Origin of the sequence: Stygiolobus sp. CP859M, assembly GCF_037389975.1 — an archaeon.
Classification (GTDB): domain Archaea; phylum Thermoproteota; class Thermoprotei_A; order Sulfolobales; family Sulfolobaceae; genus Stygiolobus.
Genome location: NZ_JBBHKS010000009.1, coordinates 44,663 through 64,253 on the forward strand (window position 1 = coordinate 44,663; position 19,591 = coordinate 64,253).

A 19,591-nucleotide genomic window follows, 5' to 3' on the forward strand; every position below is an offset into this window, starting at 1 on the left:
ACTGTGGGAGTAAGTTTAAAAAATTGCCGTTAAACTCTGCTTAACCATTCCTTCACGGTAGTCATGTTCGGTCTTTGCCTCGGGTCTGGATGAACCAACCATAATAAGACCCTCTCTAAAGCATTACAGTTTTGACCCCTCATATTGCAATCGTTCACTAACCCATTGAAGTAATTGTAGTATTTGCTTACCACATCGGGATAGCTTGAGTTGGCTATCTCTGGAGGGTTAAAACCGTGAACTCCTTTGTATAGAGAGTATAAGGATGCTCCTAAGGAGAATACGTCCATCTTTGGGTCTGCAAGCGAATTAACGTTGAATTGTTCTGGAGGAGCGTATAAGGGGGAAATCTCCGTCACCCTCTGCCCTATCTTTTTAGCCGCCCCTAAATCACCCAACTTTACGATTACACTACCGTTTATAAACTGGTTAAGGATATCTTGAGTGGTCGTAAAGTTTATCTTCTTGCTCAAGAAGAAGTTCTCCGGTTTAACGTCTAGGTGTACATAACCTTCTTTGTGGACGACTTCTAAGGCACTAGCTATCTGATAGCCTATTAACGCGACTACTTTATACCACAAGGAAGAATATACCGTACGGTCATTTACAACCGCCCTAATGTCACCTCCTTCCATGTATTCCATCACTATTGCTGGGGGGCTCTGAGTATACTCCCTTAAATTGCCTTGAACAACGTTCCTTAACTTATTGGAGTCTATGTAGATAGCAAATATCTCTACGAGGTGTGGTGACTTCTTTGATAAGTTAATTAGATTAGCGGACTCCGTCTGAAGATCTTGGAATACGTCTAAGGCTATTTGTGTTAAGTCGTTTGGTGTAGTTTGGGAATACGAGATTTTCCTTATTTTCATTGCATAGTACTTCCCACCATAACTGACAAGAAAAACTACGCCGAACCCTCCCTCCCCCAGAATACCCTCTACCTTATAACCGAAAATTTTCCTACCTACCCACTTACTGTAATCAATGTCGTTAGCCTGCCTCTTAGCCTTCTGTTGCCTCGGTCTTGTAGGTTGTTGCAATAATTTCTGTTTAGCCTCTTCGAGCTTCCTGATCGCTTCGAAGAGAGTCGGCTCTAAGGTAACAGCTATATCGAACTCCTCTATAGCTTTTTTATAATTACCCATTGCGAAGTACACCAAGCCCTTATTGTAATGAATAGCGGCGTTCTTAGGATCGAGCTTTAAAGCTTCATTATATTGCCTTATTGCTGCCTCATACTTTCCCATCTTGTAGTATACTTGCCCTTTGAGGTTATGTACCTCAATGGAGTTAGGGTTCTTTCTAGAGACCTTATTCAGCTCCTTGAGAGCCTCGTCGTACTTACCCTTATTTAGGTAAACCACTCCTAAACCCAGATGGGCAACCAAGTTGTGGGGGTCGAGCTTAATCGCGTCCTCGAACACTTTCTGAGCCTCGTCGTACCTGCTGAGACCTATCAAGGATAGACCTTTGTAGTTAAGGGCTTCCACGTTTACTGGATCTACTTTCAACGCCATCTCGAACATTCCAAGGGCATCGTCGTACAACCCTTGGCTATAGTATGTAATTCCCTTATGAAGATAAACATCAGAGTCCTTAATGTTATACCAAAGTGACAATTCTATCACCTTATCGAGAAAGGCTAAAATATGTATTTAGGTGTAAGACCTTAAATACTTGATCACAAAATGAAGAGAGAATGATGAGAGCGACCGTAGCGGAACGATGAAGTAATTCCTTTAAGCTGAGTTCTCTACTAATAATGATAATAGTAGTAGTGATTATAACCTCCTATGTAGTAGGAAGTAAATAACATCAGTATTCCAAACAGAATTGCAATCCAGTTTATTGCAGGGTTGTCGTAAGAGAAGTGGGCTAATGCAAATCTTTTCCACTTCCCGTTCCTCTTTACGTATATTCCTCTTTCAGTAAACACGTCCAATAACATGTGTGATGGGCCGTTCAACAAACTAACTAGAGTTAAAAACACTAGTTCTTTGCTTAGATAGTTATACACGTAATAGTAAAGTAGTGTTAGTACTAGTGCTGGAATAAAACCCCAAACCGCACTCCTCGGCAGAGTGTGAGTTAGGGGAGTCCTCCTGACTATTTCCCTCCCGTAAACACTCCTTATTTCATGACCAAACCTATCTATTAACGTATTACCTAATACAGCAACCGCTCCTGAAAAAAAGAGTGAAGTATAAAAGTGATGAGTCAAGAGAGTGCCAAAAAAAGTAAGTAAACCCGTAGAGAAAACGTAATGTGTCTGGAGTTTCACAAAGGTATAACTTAAAAAGAAGGTATAAAAAATTCTTTCTTTTTTATTGTTTATGATTACCATTTACTACGTATTGCATGTGATATCTTCCTATATGCTTTAAGATCGCTATTACTACTCCAAGTCCCACTCTAACCTCTGGATCTTTAAACATATTTAGTAAGTCCCACCAATGATCTATCTTCATTATCTTCTGCTCCTTTAATGCTTCTCCAGTCTCGTTAACTAGTAACGTGTAATACTTGAAGTTCGTTAAGTCTATTTTCGATAGGTCTTTCACCATCGCGCTCCAATTAGACATCAAGTTAAAAGTAAAGTCATTCGCTATCCCTGACATAACCTTTCCTATAGTCTCCTCATCGTCAAGCATTCCTTTAATCACGTCTATCAACCCTAATTTCTTGATCTTACTATACAACTCTATTACGTCGTTGAGGGTGGTAAGTGTGTCTTCCTTAGTGGCGAACTCCATTAACTTTACTATATTACCCCAATTACTTATGACGTTAAGAGTGCTGTCGTTAACTATAGCTGAAAGTATTTTACCGAGTGTTTCTTCGTCTTGTAATAGTCCCTTTATCGGGTCTAATATACCGGTCTTGTTGAGAATTCCTACCAAATCGAGTACAGCATTTAAATTCTCAATTGTTGATTCATCAGCAAACATATCAGCCAACTTCATTAAATTGTTCCACTTAGTCATCAAGTCCAGGGTCTGATCGTTAATGATAGAAGATAGTACCTTTCCTAACATCTCTTCGTCTGATAAAAATCCTTGAATCGCTGAAAGAAGACCGTACTTATTTTCAGCTGTAGATAAAATATCTACTAATTTTGTAATTGCTGAAAGTTTCTCATCGGATAGAAGAGATTCCATTTGGAGTTCCGCGGACATCATCACCAGCTCGCTAAGAACTTCTCTAGAGCCATATCTCCTTTAGTCCACATGAAGTACTTCGTGAACAACTCCTTCTTTAAATGGTTTGCAGGTGAAGGTATCGCTTCTGAGACTTGGCCGCCATACCAAGTATCATCTTTTACAGCTACAGCAAAGTTCTCATATGGATTATCAGCTACACAAACTATAGTAGGATAGTATTTGTCTACTTTCACGCTAACTCCTAATCTATTAGCCAGATGCTGTGCAGCAATTCTTCCCGTCTGTACAGCTAAATAGCCTAGTTTAGGAACTGTTAGAGAATTTGCATCACCTACTGCATATACATTATCATACTTTAAGGATACCATGTTTAAATCGGTTGGGATAAATCCTTCATCGTCAATCAGATCGGGTGTGGAGTTCTTCAACGCAGGATTTCCGACGTATGGTGGAATTAATATGGTTAAGTCAGAGGGTATGGTCTTACCATCCTCGCTTACTATTTCATGCTCTTTTATCTCCTTTATCTTAAAGTTATGAACTAGCTCGATTCCCATAGATTTGTAGATCTCAGCTACAGCTTTTCTTGAATTTGGTGATAGGTCTGATAAGTACTCGCCCGGTGAGAAAACTGTGATCTTTGTCTTGTTCCATACTCCTCTTTTCTTTAGATATCCCGATAGCATTAATGACATTTCGAAAACTGGCCCTTCACATGCTGCATCTGCATTAGGCACGTAATTCTTAGGAACGTTAGGAGCTGGGTTGTGGCCCTGATAGAAGAAACCGGAACCAATTGCAATATTTCCTCCTTCAAAGGTTAGTAATTTATCTCTAAGCTTTACAGCATATTCTGGTTCACAAACGCTGTATCCGTATTTATCCCAACCCTTAACCAAGTCTGTAGCTAAGTGAGCACCTAATGCAACTATAACGTAGTCATATCCCTCTTCTGTTTCAGCTCCAGATGGAGTTTTATAAATAACTTTGTTACTCTTTGCATCTATCTTAGTTACTGTTCCCTCTTGGAACTGAATACCTTTCTCAGGTAGTGCTTGAGCTAGGTCAATCTTTAATTGTTCGACATCCATATAATTTACTGATACGTGAGGTAACGCAGGTCTAAAGTAGCTAAACCTGCTTTTATTAATCACTTTTATATCAGCCGCTTTACCTACTAATCTCTTTAATGTGTATGCAGCTGTTAATCCACCAAATCTAGCTCCTAACACAAGGACTTTTGGCATAATTAACAATGTGAAACCGTGGGTTAAATATTTTTGTGAGAAAGTTTTTTTAATAAAAATCTTAAAAACTAAATCAATTCTTCCATTCTGACTGGAATTTTTGTAAATTTCTTACCGACAGCTTTTTCTAACGCTCTAATTATTGCTGGGGGTGCACCTATAGTAGCGCCTTCACCTATTCCCTTTGCGGGGAGCGGAGCATTAGACTTACCTTCCTCTGAGTATATCCACTTCATATTATAGGACTCAACTGAACTTGGTATAGCATATTCCGAAAAGTTAGTAGTCAACGGATTACCGTCCTTATTATATACTATTTCCTCCAAGAGAGCCTCCCCGAATCCCTGAATAACTCCCCCGTGTACTTGTCCCTCAGCTAACATCGGATTTACTACTAAACCTATATCGTCGAGGGCAATGTAATTTAACACTTTAACTTTACCGGTTTCATCTACCTCAACCATTGCAATATGACTACCGTATGGGAAAGTATAATTGTCTAAACCGAAAGAAGCAGTAACTTCCAGCGTTGGCTCCGCCTTATACCTCCAGACTCCGCCTAAGTTTGCCGTTGCTTTTCTGGCTATTTCTTTCAGGGTCATTTCCTTGCCGGACTTAGGATTATATACCTTGCCGTCTTTGTATTGTAATTCTTCGATATCACTCTTAAGAAAAGACGCTGCTAACTTCATTATGTTATCTTTCAGCCTCCTAGCTGCTAGCAATGCAGCATTACCTGCTAAAGTTAAACTCCTACTACCGTAAGTTCCGAAAGCGTTGGAGATCTTGTCAGTATCGCCCCAAACAACTTCCACGTCATCTATACTTATTTGAAGTTCATCGGCTACTATCTGAGCTATACCAGTAGCGGTTCCTTGTCCATGGGGAGCGGCCCCAATTATTACCTCCACTTTACCGTCAGCTAATAGTCTAACGGACGCACTTTCCCAAGGACCAAAATTATTCTGCTCGACGTAGAAAGATAGACCTACCCCTACTCTTTTACCTTCTTTTCGTAATTTTTCCGCCTCTTGTTCCATCTCTCTGTAGAACCTCTCCGCCTTTAATATCAAGTTCATATAGTTACCGTTGTCGTATTTCAGTCCGAAGGGGTTAGTATAAGGAGTTGACTGGATAACGTTTTTCTTCCTGATCTCTATAGGGTCTAATCCGAGCTCATCGGACAATATATCCATTATTCTCTCATATACAAAGGCTGCCTCAGGTCTACCAGCACCTCTATACTGGTCTAGAGGTACTTTATTCGTCAGTACTCCATATACGTTGACTAAAGCGTTTTTAATGTCATAAGGACCGGTTACTAACGTCGCAGCAATATCTGCCAAATAAGTACCGTGCCATGCGGCACCTAAATCAATTATTACATCATCAATAACCGTGTTAATTCTACCGTCTTTGTTTGCCCCTACCTTAACTTTATGTATCTGCCCTCTTGCGTGATAAGTTGACAAAACGTCCTCGCTTCTGGTGAGGACTAGCTTTACGGGCTTTCTCGTAATTAGTGAGGCATAGACAGCGATATAATCTTCTGGATACGGGAATAACTTCGATCCGAAAGCTCCTCCTACATCAGCCTGAATTACTCTAATGTCCTTAATCATACTTGAAAAAGAGGCTAGTAAGTACGACCTCATGAAGTGGGGTGATTGTGTTGAGGCATAGACAGTTAGTCTATCCTGCTGATAATCAACTACTAATCCTCTGGGCTCCATTGCTGCGGGATAAACTCTGGATATGTAAATTTTTTCCTCGATCTTAACTTGGCTTTGCTCGTAAGCCTTTTCTGGGTCTCCTCCTTTGTATGTTTTCTTATAAGCAATGTTATCCCTACCTTCAACGGCTTTCACTTCATTTTTCATTGCTTCTTCAGGGTCTACGACAGCAGGTAATTCCTCATAATCGTAAGTAATTGCTTCAAGAGCGTCATACGCCGCGTATCTGTCTGTTGCAATAACGGCAGCTATTGGCTGCCCCACGAAGATAATTTCGTCCTTAGCCATAGGGAAATTTCTGGGCCTGTTATCTACTTGTAGATTCAGCCCGGTAATAACGTTCATTACCCCAGGTAGCTTTAATGCCTCTTGATAATCTACATTCTTCAGTTTTGCGTGAGGTACTGTGCTCCTTAAAACAGCTACGTAGAGTATGCCGTTTAATTGTATGTCGTCAACGTATCTTCCGGTCCCAGTTATTAACTTCAAGTCTTCTTTCCTTTTTATTCTTTGTCCAACGTACACATGCTTACTTAGACTAAAATTTTATTTAAGTTTTGGGTTTTTACTTGACCAAGTAAATTCAAAAAGTAAATGATTCTGAGTTACTTTACATAAATAATGTAAACTTTATTAGATAGTACGCGCAATAGTTCAAAACGGATACTAAATGGAGAAAAGCAACGTTTTTGTAAGGGAGTCTTCTGGTCTAATTAAACAAGTGAATATGTTAGACGTCGTTATGCTAAACGTCGGGAACATGTCTGCGGGTCTAGCCCTTTATAGTTCAATTACACCTTATGTTCAGCCTGGTTCTAACTTGCTCGTGGCTACACTAATCGGTTTTATCCTAGCGATCCCTCAAGCTCTCATATATACTTACTTTATAAGAAAAGTACCAAGGACGGGTGGAGATTACGTATGGATCTCACGAACCCTACACGGAAGTATAGGAGTCATTATGGCGTTGTCTCTAATGATTGAGTCCGTAGCATATTTCGCTCTAACGGCATTTTTTGCATCGTCAGCAATTCAGTCAGTTCTTAACGAAATAGGTAGCTTAAACGGACAGACATCAATGGTAAACCTAGGTAATTACTTAGCCTCGCCAATACCTTCCTTTATACTCGCTTTTGCTGTAATGGCAGTAATAATTGCTATAAATATTATTGAGGCAAAATGGGGTTATTCATTAATAACAATTTTAGGTCTGTTCTCTCTTTTTACTACGATCCTTGCTATGGGAGTTTTAGCTGTGAATGCGGGAGACTTCTCCATAAAGATACAGCCAGTTCTCAAAGCATTAAATATCACTTATGTGACTTATAACGGACCCTCTTTCGACTGGAATGCGACCTTATTCATGTTACCTTTCTTGGCACTTTATACCTTCCCGTGGATGCAAGCAGGTCCAGCTGTAGCTGCTGAAATAAAAGGAAAGGATGCATTAAAATACAACGTGTTCATAAGCCTTATCCTCACTTTCATCATAGTTCAGGCAGGTTACGGGTTAATGTATTATGTGGGTGGTTACGGATTTACAACTGCAGAATATATGCAGAACGGGTTCGTTTATACTTTCTGGAACGTTGCTATAGGTCTTACTAATAACGTAGTTTTAGAATGGATAATAGGACTGGGACTAATAGCTTGGGAGTTCTTCATATTAGCTTACGGTGTAGTAGTCTTCTCTAGATATATGTTCGCAATGGCTTTTGACAGAGTGCTTCCCTCGATATTTGCTTCGGTGAGCAAGAACGGAAGTCCGGTTTACACACACTTACTAGATTTAGGATTAGTCACAATGTTCTTAGCCGTAATATTCTTCTTAGGTTCTTCTAATGCTGTATCTTTATATGGTGCAACTATATTAGGTGCATTATACTTCCTCGTAGTTTCAATAGCTGGGTTAATACACGGTATTAAAAATAAAGTAAGTATATTAATCCCTGCGTCAGTGGTCTCTATAGGCTATTTCGCGTACTTAACCTATGTATCTGGTACAAACCCTGACTTTGGGTTTATGACAAGTACTGGAGTTGACTTCATCACTTTAGTTTTCGTTCTGGGGACTCTTATAGGATCAGCTATAGTATACGCAGTTTCTTACATGCATAACAAGAGTAAAGGAGTGGACTTAAACCTAGTATATAAGGAGATACCTCCCGAGTAAGGAGGTTTAGGTTTTAAAATCACTTTTTTACCCTTTAACCTATTCTCTCCCTTTCTCTTTCCTTTGTTTTTTAGATCTTCTTCTGAAGTTGTAATAAAGCATCATAGTCTCCTAAGGCTGACAATAAAACCCCTACAACACCCTTTCTCTTTAAAGCTTGTATGAAGTCTTGCGCCTTGTCAACATCAACTGTGGGCTGGTTAAGGACTTTAGCCAACTCCTTATTCTTCTCGGTTTTCACTATTACGTAAGGGATTAGGACAGATGTATTAAGCCTATCGAGCTGGTCGGGGTCTTCTAGCCTTAAAACCAAATAGAAATCGGCATTCGTGACCTTTAACCTGTTCTCGATTTCATCTCTGCTCTTTCTCATGCTGATCATCAACCCTGCGTTTACTCCATACTCCTTAGCAATCTTGACCGCTTCTTCAGGTGCAACATAACCGACTTCCCTGCCTATTTTAGGCCTATCTCCTCTAGTGAATGTTATATCGAAGTTCATCATTTTGCTCGTTATAGATAGAGAGTGGAGAAAAAGCTCGTTAGTGTCTAAGGTCCTTTGGTTTATTATAACCCTCTTGTCCTCAAAATTATACCTGATGAGCGTCCCAACTACTGAGGGCAAGGGTGAAGGCATCCCTAAAGGTGAGTCTGGAATGTTAAACCCATCAAAGGACTCCAATTGTGATATTATTTTCATCAACTTTTCCAACTTATGCTTAGGATGAACTTCCACTAGAATTTGCATTAGTTTATGCTTTACAGTCTGGTTTATATGTTTTAATGCTAAAATTAGGATTATGAAATGTGCTAAGTGCGATGAGAAGGCTATTATAAAAATACCTTACGCTAACATAGCTCTATGTAAAATACACTTCTCAGAGTGGCTCGAACACAGATTTGAGAGGATAATCAAAAAATATCACATGTTAGATGGAATAGAAAGAGTAGGAGTAGCTGTATCAGGGGGTAAGGATAGCACTACCCTACTTCATTTAATGTATAAGCTGTCAAAGATTTATGGCTTTGAATTAGTCGGAATAAACATCGATCTCGGAATAGACATGGGAAAGGCATACTCTACCAAAAGTAGTGAGTTTGCAGTGAAAAACTTCGAAATGTTGGGAGTCAAGTATAAAGTGATCAGGATAAAAGACGAATACGGTTTCACCATAGACGAGGCTAAGAAAAAAATTAAGAGACCAGTGTGCAGTACGTGTGGGTTAGTCAAAAGGTACACATTAAACGATATAGCTGAAAGGGAAGGGTTAGACGCAATTGCAACTGGACACAACTTAAACGACATGGCTCAGTTTATACTAACCGGTTATTTTAGTGGAGACGTGCTAGACCTTTCTAGGTTAAAGCCGGTCTCTCAGCCTAAGAAGGGTTACAAAGTGAAAAAGATCAAACCACTTTTTCTAATATATGAAAAGGAAGTACTGACTTACGCCATCATTAATAGAATCCCGTTCCTATACGATTCGTGCCCACATACCTTTAGGGTAGGCGGAGCGACGCAGGACAAGATAAGGAGGAAATTAGAAGAGTTAGAGGACGAAATCCCGGGTTTCATGATGATGTTAGTTCAAAACTTTGTGAACAAGATTCAAGGCCCCCTTGAAAAGGAATACGTAAAAGAAGAAGATATATCAAGGTGTAAAATCTGCGGTAGACCAACCTCTAAAGGAAGGGAGATCTGTTCGTTCTGTGCTGCCAGAATTTCAATGGGGGTACTGAATGAAGCAAGGTGAGGACGAAAAGAGCAAAGTCATAAGATACACGCTGAATTACCCAGATGGTTCTTATGCGGGTTACGTTGTATTTGATGGTAAGTACTCCAAAGTGTACAACGAGAAAGGAGAAATTCTATTTGAAGTAGAGGGTCTCTTTCCTCCGAGAAGGAGGAAGGTGAACTACCAGTGGATAGAAAAAGTCCTGGAAAAAGGTATGCCTGACTGTAGAAAAAGGTTTATACTTTACGTAGCTAGCCGGTATTTGGTAAACGTTAAAGGTCTGGATGAGAACGAAGCTGTAGAACGGTTAGAGGAGTTTTACTCTAAGAGCGGAGGCAAAGTCTATGAATCTTGGTTAAAATCCGTCGTACGGGGAGTAAAGACCAAGAAATTACTCCCATGGTCACTAAAGAGGATCGAGGAAAAAGATAAAGAGATGTACGAAATAATTACAAAAATTTTAAACGAATGAATTTATACTGTGAAGTTAGATGACACTTTTATGAGCAAGAAGTGGAGCGCAATCACTTGGTTTGTAGTTCTTGGTCCCCTTGCAGTATTTCTTGTATTGACTATATGGGTAGCTAATGTACTAGAGAGAGTTCCAGGTTGGCAACTCGTTCCTTACATAGTAGTACCGATAGCTGTAATATTCTTAATAATAGGAGCTCTATTCAGGTATAAATGGGGAAAATTCATATTTGGTTAAGAATTAGTTAAGGGAATTACTTCTCCATGAGGACATTTTTTAGGTTCTCCAAGGTACTTGTGGAGTTTTTCAATAATTTCCTCGGGGACTGCGAAGTCGAACTGCGTAGAGTACTTACAAGCATCATCAGGAGAAAATCCTATCTCCACCAATAAGGACTCTATAACCCTATGTGCTTTTATTAAATTATCTATGGCTTTCCTACCCTCACTTGTTATTTCTATCCCACTTCTAGTCTTCTTTATATAGCCCTTACCTTCTAAATGCTCCAGCTCCTCGTAAGCACTTGCTGGAGATATGCTTAGCTGTTTTGCTATCCAACTTAACTTAGCAAGTTGTCCTTGGTCATTATACTTCTTAATGACAAGGAGGTACGAGAGCTCTCTTCTTGAGATACTCACAATCAATTAATTCCTAACTAAATATTTAAACTATTATACGATTAAACACTTCGTGGAAGGAATTATACCTGCAATAATAACACCATTTGCACAAGATGAAGGACTAGACGAGAACTCATTGAAAAATTACCTAGATTTCCTAAAGAGAAATGGAATACAGACTGTGTTCGCTTTAGGAACTACAGGGGAATTTAACATGTTAAGTATGGAAGAAAAAGAGAAATTTATAAAGGCACTGAGACTATCCACTAACTTGAAGGTTATAATAAATGTAACAGAAAACTCCACTTTAAACGCTCTTAAGTTAGCTAAACTAGCTGTTGAAGTGGGAGCTGATGGGATAGCCTCTTTACCTCCGATATATCATAAACCCTCAGAGAAGGGGATTATAGGTTACTTTGAATCGCTCTCGAAGTTTGGAATACCTCTTTACTTGTACAATTATGATGGAAGGGCATATATAGAGTTAGATTTAGTGAGGAGGTTAGTAAGCGAGGGAATTATAGACGGAGTTAAATTAACTACGGAAAAACTTCCGTTACTACAACGGTATGTAGAGCTAAAGCAAGAAGGAAATCCATTCTACGTAACTATAGGTAACGACGAATTGATATACTATGCAGTGATGTCAGGAGCTGACGGTGCGATATCAGCTACTGCAAACGTCGCACCAGAGTTAGTATTGAAACTATTTAAACTACTAAAGGAAGGTAATTGTAAGGAAGCGTTAGAAGCCCAGAGAGCCGTAACTATGCTTACCAGAGCCATTAGTGATGGAGATTATCCTGCGGGTGTAAAGGTAGCGTTAAAATATAGGGGAATATATGTTGGTACAGTCAGAAAGCCTCTTGAGGAAAAGATGGAACAGAATTCCGTTATTTACGCCACTCTTAAGGAGTTAAACTTGTGATGAAGGTCGATGTGATGATTTGGTGATTTCATATTATCCCCGGCTGAAAGTCATAACTTCTTTTTTCAGCTCACTTTTTTCGGTACGTCCCTTACGGTGAAAGAATATAAGGACATGATCAGGGGTACGACAGTATATAGGAATACGGACATTACAGCGTCCTGAATACTACCTACGGTCAATGGAAATAAATCTAGAGCTTTAATGAAAAGATTAAACTGTGAGTTAGCTAATGGTAGAAATGGTAACTGAGTAGCACCCCAAGACGGCAGTGCTAGGGCAACGGACATATATGTGGTAGTATGTGTGAAGCTGCCTATGAATATGAGTATGTTAGAAACTAGGACAGAACCTATCAGTAGAGAGCTAGAGATTATGAAAGAGAGACTGCTTCTCCTTAATATCTCCCCCATAGAGAAGGCTATAGAGAAGAAGACTAACGATGACACAAGGACTAGGCCCGTTATCTTGGGCAAGTCAATTAGGTCTGTCTGGGCACCGAAAAGCCAAAAAGAGAAGACCAGAGAAAGGACTACCATTAACCCGTAGATCATAGAGAGAAGAGTAAAGGAACCAAGCCACTTTTCGGCGTAAAACCTAATCCTCGTGACGGGCTTTGTTAAGAAGAAATCGATCGTCCCCTGCTCATATTCCTCTGACATTGAACCGGATGCTATAGAGATTGCCAAGAAGTGGAGGAGTAAACTCTGAGGGAGGAGGACTCCCACAGACCACATGTAAGGGTAAAGCGGTATGAGGATTACCCTAACTGCCTTAGACGGGACTAGATATAGTGCTAAATACACTGCTATCTCGAAAAAGAGTGATACTAAGACAAGAACTATCACCTTCTTACGTGCTATAGCCCTCCTCCACTCGTAAAGCAGAATGTTAAACATTGTTTATCGCCCTCTCATATGCCTTCTCTATGTCAACGTCTAAGTAGAAGGATCTAACTTTTACTCCCTGAAAGACTAATTCCCTAAGTAGCTCCTCTCTTTTGTCTTCAGACAATGTGACATAATACTTACCACTACCGTCACTTTCGACCTTCTTCACGAAGTCAAAACCTTTTAGTACTTCCTCAGCTCTTTGGTCTGCCTCTATCACGACAACTATGCCCAAAAACTTCTTTACTAGTTCCTCAACATTACCTTCGAATACCTTGTTGCCTCGATATATTAGAACTACTTTATCAGAGAGTTTTTTCACATCCTCCATTTCATGAGAGGTCATTAAGATTGAAGTTCCTTTCTTCTTCAATTTGTCAAAGGTCTCCCTGATGTGAAGGGAAAAGATGGGGTCTACTCCAATATTTGGCTCGTCCATAATTAGAACTTGAGGTTCGCCTAAAAGGGCTTCAGCAATAGCAATCCTTTGCGTCATCCCCTTACTGTACTTAGCTATTTGTCTGTCCGCAAATTCCTTCGTGCCCACAAGTTCTAGAAGTTCATCAACTTCATCCTTACTCGCTCCCTTCATTTTGGCTGAAAGCTTCAACACTTGTCTGCCGGTTAAAAAAGGAGGAAGGTTTGGTAGCTCTTGAACATATCCTATCTCACGAAATACAGACTTGTCCTTAAAGGGATTTTTCCCTAATATCTCCACACTACCTCCGTCTGGAAACATTAATGCTAATGTACACCTGATCATAGTAGTCTTTCCCGCCCCATTAGGACCTAAAACCGAAACAAACTCTCCCTTTTTAACTTCCAGAGAGACTCCGTTCAAAGCTACTTTACTTCCGTACTTCTTTTTAAGCTTATCAATCGTTATCATTTGACTTATTCCAACTTTACGAGAGAAGATAAAAACTTTTATTCTATGGATAGAAACTAATCGTTATGACAAGACATGTATGGATGATAGGTGGAGCACAAGGTTTGGGAATTGATACTTCCGCAATTATATTCGGGAATGCGATAGCCAAAGCTGGTTATTACATCTTTGGTAATAGAGAATATTACTCTAACATTAAGGGAAGACACAGCTACTTTCAAGTAGTCTTTGATGAGAAAAGGATTTTCAGTGTATCTTCTTATACGGATATCCTAGCGACTTTCGACGCTGAAACACTGTTCCAACACTTTACCGAGGTAAGAGATTACGTGATTTACGGTATTGATTACGAAAACACTTCACTCGACATGGTAAAGTCTATTGAACCGGAGATAGCTGAAGAGATCAAAAAGGAGTTGAAGAACGGTTTCACGGTAAAGGATGTAATAAATTACCTCACCGCAAAAGGGGTAAAGGTAATAAAAGTAAATTATCTAGAGTATTTGAAGAAGATAGCTGACACTTTCAAACTACCTCTGTCCGTAGTTGAAAGAAGCAAGAATATGATAGCTGTAGGTGCCTCATTTGGTCTCCTTGGTCTTCCCTTTGAGCTCCTTAAAAACGCAATTCAGGAGATTTTTAAGAACGAGTTATTCCTCAAGTTCAATACAATGGCTGCTGAAATGGGATATAACTTAGCCCCAAATGCCTATCATCTCACCGTGAGAGAAGTTAAGAAAGATAGAATACAAGTTGATGGAAACACTATTTCAGCGTTGGGTAAGTTGGCTGGGGGCTTGAGGTTCCAATCCTACTACCCAATAACACCGGCCTCTGACGAGAGCACTTACATAGAGGCTAACCAGAATTTGGATGTAATAGTTGAGGGAGGAGAACTCCGGAAAGGAGGTGCCGTAGTAGTTCAAGCTGAGGACGAGTTAGCAGCAATTAATATGGCTATTGGTGCAGCTTTGACGGGAGCAAGAGCTGCAACAGCTACTTCTGGCCCAGGTTTTTCACTAATGTCAGAAGGTATAAGTTGGGCTGGGATGAACGAAGTACCGGTTGTTATAACTTATTACATGAGGGGTGCACCTGCAACAGGTTTGCCGACTAGGTCTGGGCAAGCTGACTTAAAGTTTGCGCTCAACGTGGGACATGGGGAATTTCCCAGAATAGTGATTGCATCTGGAGATCATGCAGAGATATTCTGGGACGCGATTTGGGCTTTAAACTTGGCTGAGAAATACCAAACGCCCGTAATACACATTATTGAAAAGACTTTAGCCAATTCATACACCATTCTGGATGAGGACTTACTTACCTCAGCCCCAGTGAAAATCGAGAGGGGTAAAATAGTATATCCTACTACAGAGAGGTTTAACAGATTCGAAATCACTGAAGATGGAATTTCACCGCGGGCATTCTTAGGTTATTCCAGTATATTCTACACCGGTGATGAACATAACGAAGAAGGACACATCACAGAAGCGAGTAACAATAGGCTCAAGATGTATGAAAAGAGAATGAAGAAGCTTGAGACGGCAGATAAGGAAATCCCTGAGGAGCAAAGGGTAAACGTTATTGGTGATGGAGAAAACGTGCTCTTAACGTGGGGTTCACCTAAGGGAGCCATTTTGGACGCAATGGATGATATGAATAAGGAAGGATTGAGTGTTATGATGGTTCAAGTAAAAATGTTTAACCCTTATCCCGTGACTTTTATGAAGAAACTATTAGAAGGAAAGAAGAGAGTTATTGCAATTGAAAATAATTATCAAGCTCAAGGTGCAGAAATACTGGCTGAGAAAACTGGAATATTTGCTACGAATTATATACTTAAGTGGAATGGAAGACCAATAGCTAGAGAAGAAATTATATACGCTGTAAAGCAAATTATTAAGAACGGAGAGAAGAAAGTGGTGTTGAGTTATGGAGCGTAAACCTGTATTTAACGATTGGTGTCCAGGGTGCGGAAACTTCGGTATACTGAGAGCTGAAGAGATGGCGTTAAGGGAACTAGGTATTGACTCGAAGAAAGTCGTGATAGTTTCTGGTATAGGATGTTCCGGTAAGATCCCACATTTCATCGAATTACCTATCAGTGGCGTTCACACACTTCACGGTAGGTCTATAGCTTTTGCTACTGGGATAAAGACAGCAAACCCATCGTTAGAAGTAGTGGTAAATGTTGGAGACGGAGATGGTGTCGGAATAGGAATGGGTCACTTCGTGCATTTGGGTAGAAGGAATTTGGACATTACTGTTATAATACATAACAATGGAGTCTATGCTTTGACTAAAGGACAAGCATCACCAACATTAGGAAGAGGTGTGAAAACTAAGTCTTTACCAAGACCGAATATAAACGACGCTGTAAATCCCTTAGCAGTAGCCTTAGCTGCAGGTTATACTTTTGTAGCAAGAGGATATGCATATGATATCACACATCTGAAAGAACTTATAAAGAAAGGGATTAAGCACAAGGGAAGTGCGGTAATAGAAGTTCTTCAACCATGTCCTACTTATAATGATGTCAACACTAAAGAATGGTATGATAAGAGAGTTTACAAGTTGGATAACGACCCAGCATGGGATCCAGTAGTTAAAAGAGAGGAAGAAACAAAGACCAAGTTTGAAAAAGCCATGATGAAAGTAATGGAGCTAGGAGAAAAAATACCTCTTGGAGTGTTTTACCAGAACGAGTTTATCCCGACTTTTGAGGAAAGGCTTGAACAGAATATACCTAACTATAGAGAATTTTACCCAGCAATCCAACCTATTGAACTTAAAGGTATTGGCACTACTAAAATCACTGAACTGATAAAAGCTAAAAGAGTTTGATTTTATCATTTTCTAAACAATTTTCTCTAACTGTTTTCTTTATAATCTTTAGCCTTTAATAAGAAATTGAATTAAGATACAAAAGTTACGCCTTTAATTTAGTTCGCAACTCCTACTAACATAAACTTCTTGCTCTTTTTGTCCTCTATTACAGTACCTTCTTCGGCTAACTCGTACAAGGCTTTCCTTATTTTCTCGTCACTTGCTAAGTTAGTGAGAACACTGTGTATCTCTTTTACGTCCATTGGTTTTTCTTTAAGAAGATTAAGTATAACTTCCTTTAGTTCGTCCTCCTCTGGCGCTATTACAACCGTTAGCTCTTCATCGTCATAAACCACTTCTAGCTTATCTTCTATTTCCTTCCTTTTATTCACAATCCCGTTCATTCTTATCCCTATATTTTATTATCTGTTTGTTGGGATATAAACTTTTGTCAAGTATGTAAAAATAATTTAAACTAGTAAGTACCGTTTTTCTTATTAAAATTAAATTAAGCTAATAATATGATGATTAATAAAAGAAAAAATTTTCAAAATTTCTTCCGTATAATTATTTATTATTCACTCTATTTTTAAATCCAAACATATCTCTCCAAAGCTCCTCTAAGTAGCCAAACATATAATGTACATATAACAGCACCTATCAACGATAAACCTGATAAGAGTTGATTCCAAATCTTGAAGTCAGGTAACTTGTTCATTATTCTAAGATTACTTCACTACTAATGTGAATAATAGACGTATAAACGATAAGTCATAGCCGTCAGTAAATATCTATGTCTCGGTTTTACCAATTCACTTTTTATATATATCATAGAAGGTCTTATGATCTAACGATACAAATACATCCTTCGGATTTGTATGATATTTCAGACTTAAGTTTTTATAAAAATCATTCAAACAATTTATATATGACTATATCTTACAATTTCGCCTATATAGTTATTTATAACTTATCGGGAAAAACTATATATTACCGCCTATTGATCTACTCTTAATGGAATACAAGCTAAGGGACATAGTGAACGATAACGGAGAAGTAGTTAATGTACCTAAAGGATTTTCAGCGATAATGCTCGATAAAAGACTAATGCTTATAAGAGGAAGAAACTCTATAATACTCGTTAAGGTTTTTAAAAACCTCTATGCAATGAGAGCTGTGATAAACGGAAAGACGTATTATCGATTTGTGACATATGACAGTAAAATAATAGAGAACGGAAGTATAGTTTTACCAAGAAGGTATAAGGACAATAATATCATGAAAGCTCTGGATTTAGTAATAAGAAAATTGGAAGAAGTAGAAGACATTGACAAGATAAAGGACGCAATATTTTACCTTTACTTAGCAAAAAACTGCCTTAAAGGAGACAAACAGTCGTGTACCGAGCTTGAAGAACAGTTGTTCTTTGAAGCAGAACCTTGAATACATTCAGATCTTACCCAAACGTCCTTTTTCTTTAACATTCAAATATTCGTAAACTAATGAGATAAATTGATGATCTTGTTCCTTTTCTTTAGTTACAATGTATCTGAGTGTTTCTAGCTCTAAAGAATTTACATTGTAGATTAGAATGAAAAGACCAGTAGGTTTGTGAATTACGGCCACAATACCGTTCCTGAAAACCAGTAGTTTTAGCGTATCTCCTTCTACGGTCTCAATGGGTTTCAGTTCTAACGGGTTCAGCCTAGTTATCTTGTTTTCCCATAATACTCTAAGCATTCTCTCTTCAGCTTCTCCTATCCCTTCAAGCTTTGAAAACTCTTTAATTATATCCATTCACAAATTTTTAAGGACACAAGGTTATTAACTATTTACTTTGTTAGTCGGAGTAACTGATGAAGGTGAACTTGCTAGAAGTATTGCCAAGTATCTCAAACAAGTGATTATCATCGACTCACCACAGAGGGTAATAAAGGAAAGGCCTAACGTTGTAATCCACACATTTGAGGTGCCTTACGATGAGGCTAATAGAAACCCCTCGGCTGCGTGGAATATTAACACATGGTATTCCATTAACGTGGCTAGGAGCGCTCACAAAGTCAACTCCACTAACGTTTTTCTCTCGACTTTCATGGTATTTGATGGCAAGAAAGGTTATTACACCGAGACTTCCACACCCAACCCACTCAACTATTACGGGCTTAGCAAGCTTGCAGGAGAATCTGGAATTATGGCTCTCGGTAATTACTTAGTGGTGAGATTTGGGGCATTATATTCCACAACTTATAGAGGAATACTTCACCCTTTTGTTAAGGGTATCTTGAGAGGAAGGAGAGTAATAAAATGTAATTCTAACTTTTACGTATCACCGATAACCGTTGAGGAGGCTTCAGAGATAGTCTCCAGCTTGATAAAGAGAGGGATTAAGGGAGTCGTCAATGTAGGAGGGAAAAGGAAGAGTGCAGTTGAGGTTTGCGAACAACTAGGCGATATGTTTAACGCTAAAGTAGTTCCATTTGAAGGAAAATACTACGATTTTTCCTTAGATGATTGGCTCCTAAGAAGTCTTGGATTCACCGTTAGAAGTTAAGAAGAAGTTATATCCCTTCTTAATCATCAATCTGTCCATCTCGCTTACGAAGTTCTGCATGTAAAAGTCAATATAGGGAAACTTAGTCATTATCGCTTCTTCCCTTAATAAACTAACTATTTTACCGAGCCTCTCAAGCTTCTTTTCACCGCTCTCCTCTAAGTATAGAAACCTCATTATCTCTCTACCCGTAGTCCTCGATAGATCTCCATGACGCAGATAAACTAATTTTAATAGTAAATAGAGTGAACGTGAAACCCTGCGTAAGAGTTCATCAATATTTTCCGCATTTTCTATCGAGTAAACATTTTCAAAGTATAATTTTTCAACTGTCTCGATTTTCATAAGAGATCTATCTCATT

21 protein-coding genes are annotated in these 19,591 nt (G+C 39.0%); 9 read left to right on the top strand and 12 right to left on the bottom strand.

The annotated features are described in order from the left end of the window. Positions 1-29 precede the first annotated feature (29 nt). From WIW72_RS03945 to cutA, 5 genes are all read right to left on the bottom strand, one after another. Positions 30-1,622 carry a tetratricopeptide repeat protein gene (locus WIW72_RS03945; protein WP_337699944.1) on the bottom strand — a complete coding sequence of 531 codons (1,593 nt, stop codon included), beginning with the start codon at positions 1,620-1,622 and terminating at the stop codon, positions 30-32. Positions 1,623-1,759: 137 nt separating this feature from the next. Next, positions 1,760-2,284, bottom strand: coding sequence for a DUF1286 domain-containing protein (locus WIW72_RS03950; protein WP_337699943.1), 525 nt, complete (start codon positions 2,282-2,284; stop codon positions 1,760-1,762). A 43-nt stretch (positions 2,285-2,327) separates the two neighbouring features. After that, positions 2,328-3,179: a DUF1641 domain-containing protein gene (locus WIW72_RS03955; RefSeq protein WP_337699942.1), complete on the bottom strand. Its 852-nt coding sequence runs from the start codon at positions 3,177-3,179 to the stop codon at positions 2,328-2,330. 2 nt (positions 3,180-3,181) lie between these two features. Beyond that, the gene (locus tag WIW72_RS03960) at positions 3,182-4,411 is read right to left on the bottom strand and encodes an NAD(P)/FAD-dependent oxidoreductase (RefSeq protein WP_337699940.1); all 1,230 of its coding nucleotides are present in this window, start codon (positions 4,409-4,411) and stop codon (positions 3,182-3,184) included. Positions 4,412-4,479: 68 nt separating this feature from the next. Next, a complete protein-coding gene (cutA, locus tag WIW72_RS03965; RefSeq protein WP_337699938.1) occupies positions 4,480-6,669 on the bottom strand; it encodes a glyceraldehyde dehydrogenase subunit alpha in 2,190 nt (729 codons plus the stop codon). Positions 6,670-6,814: 145 nt separating this feature from the next. Here cutA and WIW72_RS03970 point away from each other — a divergent pair, with 145 nt between their 5' ends. Then, positions 6,815-8,317, top strand: a complete 1,503-nt coding sequence (locus WIW72_RS03970; protein ID WP_337699936.1) for an APC family permease — start codon at positions 6,815-6,817, stop codon at positions 8,315-8,317. A 70-nt stretch (positions 8,318-8,387) separates the two neighbouring features. Here the strand turns inward: WIW72_RS03970 and WIW72_RS03975 are convergent, their stop codons facing one another. After that, complete coding sequence (locus WIW72_RS03975; protein WP_337699934.1) at positions 8,388-9,065, bottom strand: hypothetical protein; 678 nt, start codon at positions 9,063-9,065, stop codon at positions 8,388-8,390. Between the two features lie 52 nt (positions 9,066-9,117). On the opposite strand from WIW72_RS03975, the gene WIW72_RS03980 reads away from it, so the two are divergent. From WIW72_RS03980 to WIW72_RS03990, 3 genes are read left to right on the top strand one after another with little or no spacing between them, the layout of a single operon-like run. Further along, on the top strand, positions 9,118-10,071 hold the full coding sequence (locus tag WIW72_RS03980) for a TIGR00269 family protein (RefSeq protein WP_337699932.1): 954 nt from the start codon (positions 9,118-9,120) through the stop codon (positions 10,069-10,071). After that, positions 10,058-10,525 carry a DNA primase noncatalytic subunit PriX gene (gene priX, locus WIW72_RS03985; RefSeq protein ID WP_337699931.1) on the top strand — a complete coding sequence of 156 codons (468 nt, stop codon included), beginning with the start codon at positions 10,058-10,060 and terminating at the stop codon, positions 10,523-10,525. Before WIW72_RS03980 ends, priX begins: the two co-directional genes overlap by 14 nt. A 9-nt stretch (positions 10,526-10,534) precedes the next feature. Continuing rightward, positions 10,535-10,762, top strand: a complete 228-nt coding sequence (locus WIW72_RS03990; RefSeq protein WP_337709096.1) for a hypothetical protein — start codon at positions 10,535-10,537, stop codon at positions 10,760-10,762. On the opposite strand, the gene WIW72_RS03995 is transcribed toward WIW72_RS03990, so the two are convergent. After that, positions 10,759-11,166 (bottom strand): metal-dependent transcriptional regulator, encoded by a 408-nt coding sequence (locus WIW72_RS03995; RefSeq protein WP_337700069.1) that lies wholly within the window; start codon positions 11,164-11,166, stop codon positions 10,759-10,761. The genes WIW72_RS03990 and WIW72_RS03995 overlap by 4 nt on opposite strands. Positions 11,167-11,215: 49 nt before the next feature. Here WIW72_RS03995 and WIW72_RS04000 point away from each other — a divergent pair, with 49 nt between their 5' ends. Beyond that, complete coding sequence (locus WIW72_RS04000; protein WP_337699928.1) at positions 11,216-12,073, top strand: dihydrodipicolinate synthase family protein; 858 nt, start codon at positions 11,216-11,218, stop codon at positions 12,071-12,073. Between the two features lie 65 nt (positions 12,074-12,138). Here WIW72_RS04000 and WIW72_RS04005 read toward each other — a convergent pair whose 3' ends face one another. Then, entirely contained in the window at positions 12,139-12,972 is an 834-nt protein-coding gene (locus WIW72_RS04005) for an ABC transporter permease (RefSeq protein WP_337699926.1), read from the bottom strand. Next, on the bottom strand, positions 12,965-13,852 hold the full coding sequence (locus WIW72_RS04010) for an ABC transporter ATP-binding protein (RefSeq protein WP_337699924.1): 888 nt from the start codon (positions 13,850-13,852) through the stop codon (positions 12,965-12,967). Before WIW72_RS04010 ends, WIW72_RS04005 begins: the two co-directional genes overlap by 8 nt. 65 nt (positions 13,853-13,917) lie before the next feature. On the opposite strand from WIW72_RS04010, the gene WIW72_RS04015 reads away from it, so the two are divergent. Both WIW72_RS04015 and WIW72_RS04020 read left to right on the top strand, forming a co-directional pair. After that, entirely contained in the window at positions 13,918-15,795 is a 1,878-nt protein-coding gene (locus tag WIW72_RS04015) for a 2-oxoacid:ferredoxin oxidoreductase subunit alpha (RefSeq protein ID WP_337699922.1), read from the top strand. Beyond that, the gene (locus tag WIW72_RS04020) at positions 15,785-16,696 is read left to right on the top strand and encodes a 2-oxoacid:ferredoxin oxidoreductase subunit beta (protein WP_337699919.1); all 912 of its coding nucleotides are present in this window, start codon (positions 15,785-15,787) and stop codon (positions 16,694-16,696) included. Before WIW72_RS04015 ends, WIW72_RS04020 begins: the two co-directional genes overlap by 11 nt. Positions 16,697-16,794: 98 nt before the next feature. Here the strand turns inward: WIW72_RS04020 and WIW72_RS04025 are convergent, their stop codons facing one another. Then, entirely contained in the window at positions 16,795-17,082 is a 288-nt protein-coding gene (locus tag WIW72_RS04025) for a hypothetical protein (protein WP_337699917.1), read from the bottom strand. A gap of 610 nt (positions 17,083-17,692) precedes the next feature. Here WIW72_RS04025 and WIW72_RS04030 point away from each other — a divergent pair. Continuing rightward, complete coding sequence (locus WIW72_RS04030; protein WP_337699916.1) at positions 17,693-18,121, top strand: hypothetical protein; 429 nt, start codon at positions 17,693-17,695, stop codon at positions 18,119-18,121. Between the two features lie 6 nt (positions 18,122-18,127). Here the strand turns inward: WIW72_RS04030 and WIW72_RS04035 are convergent, their stop codons facing one another. Next, complete coding sequence (locus tag WIW72_RS04035; RefSeq protein ID WP_337699914.1) at positions 18,128-18,475, bottom strand: hypothetical protein; 348 nt, start codon at positions 18,473-18,475, stop codon at positions 18,128-18,130. 40 nt (positions 18,476-18,515) lie between these two features. On the opposite strand from WIW72_RS04035, the gene WIW72_RS04040 reads away from it, so the two are divergent. Beyond that, positions 18,516-19,229 (top strand): sugar nucleotide-binding protein, encoded by a 714-nt coding sequence (locus WIW72_RS04040; RefSeq protein ID WP_337699911.1) that lies wholly within the window; start codon positions 18,516-18,518, stop codon positions 19,227-19,229. Here the strand turns inward: WIW72_RS04040 and WIW72_RS04045 are convergent. Then, entirely contained in the window at positions 19,197-19,574 is a 378-nt protein-coding gene (locus WIW72_RS04045; protein WP_337699910.1) for a hypothetical protein, read from the bottom strand. The two genes, WIW72_RS04040 and WIW72_RS04045, sit on opposite strands and share 33 nt — an antisense overlap. Positions 19,575-19,591: the final 17 nt, after the last annotated feature.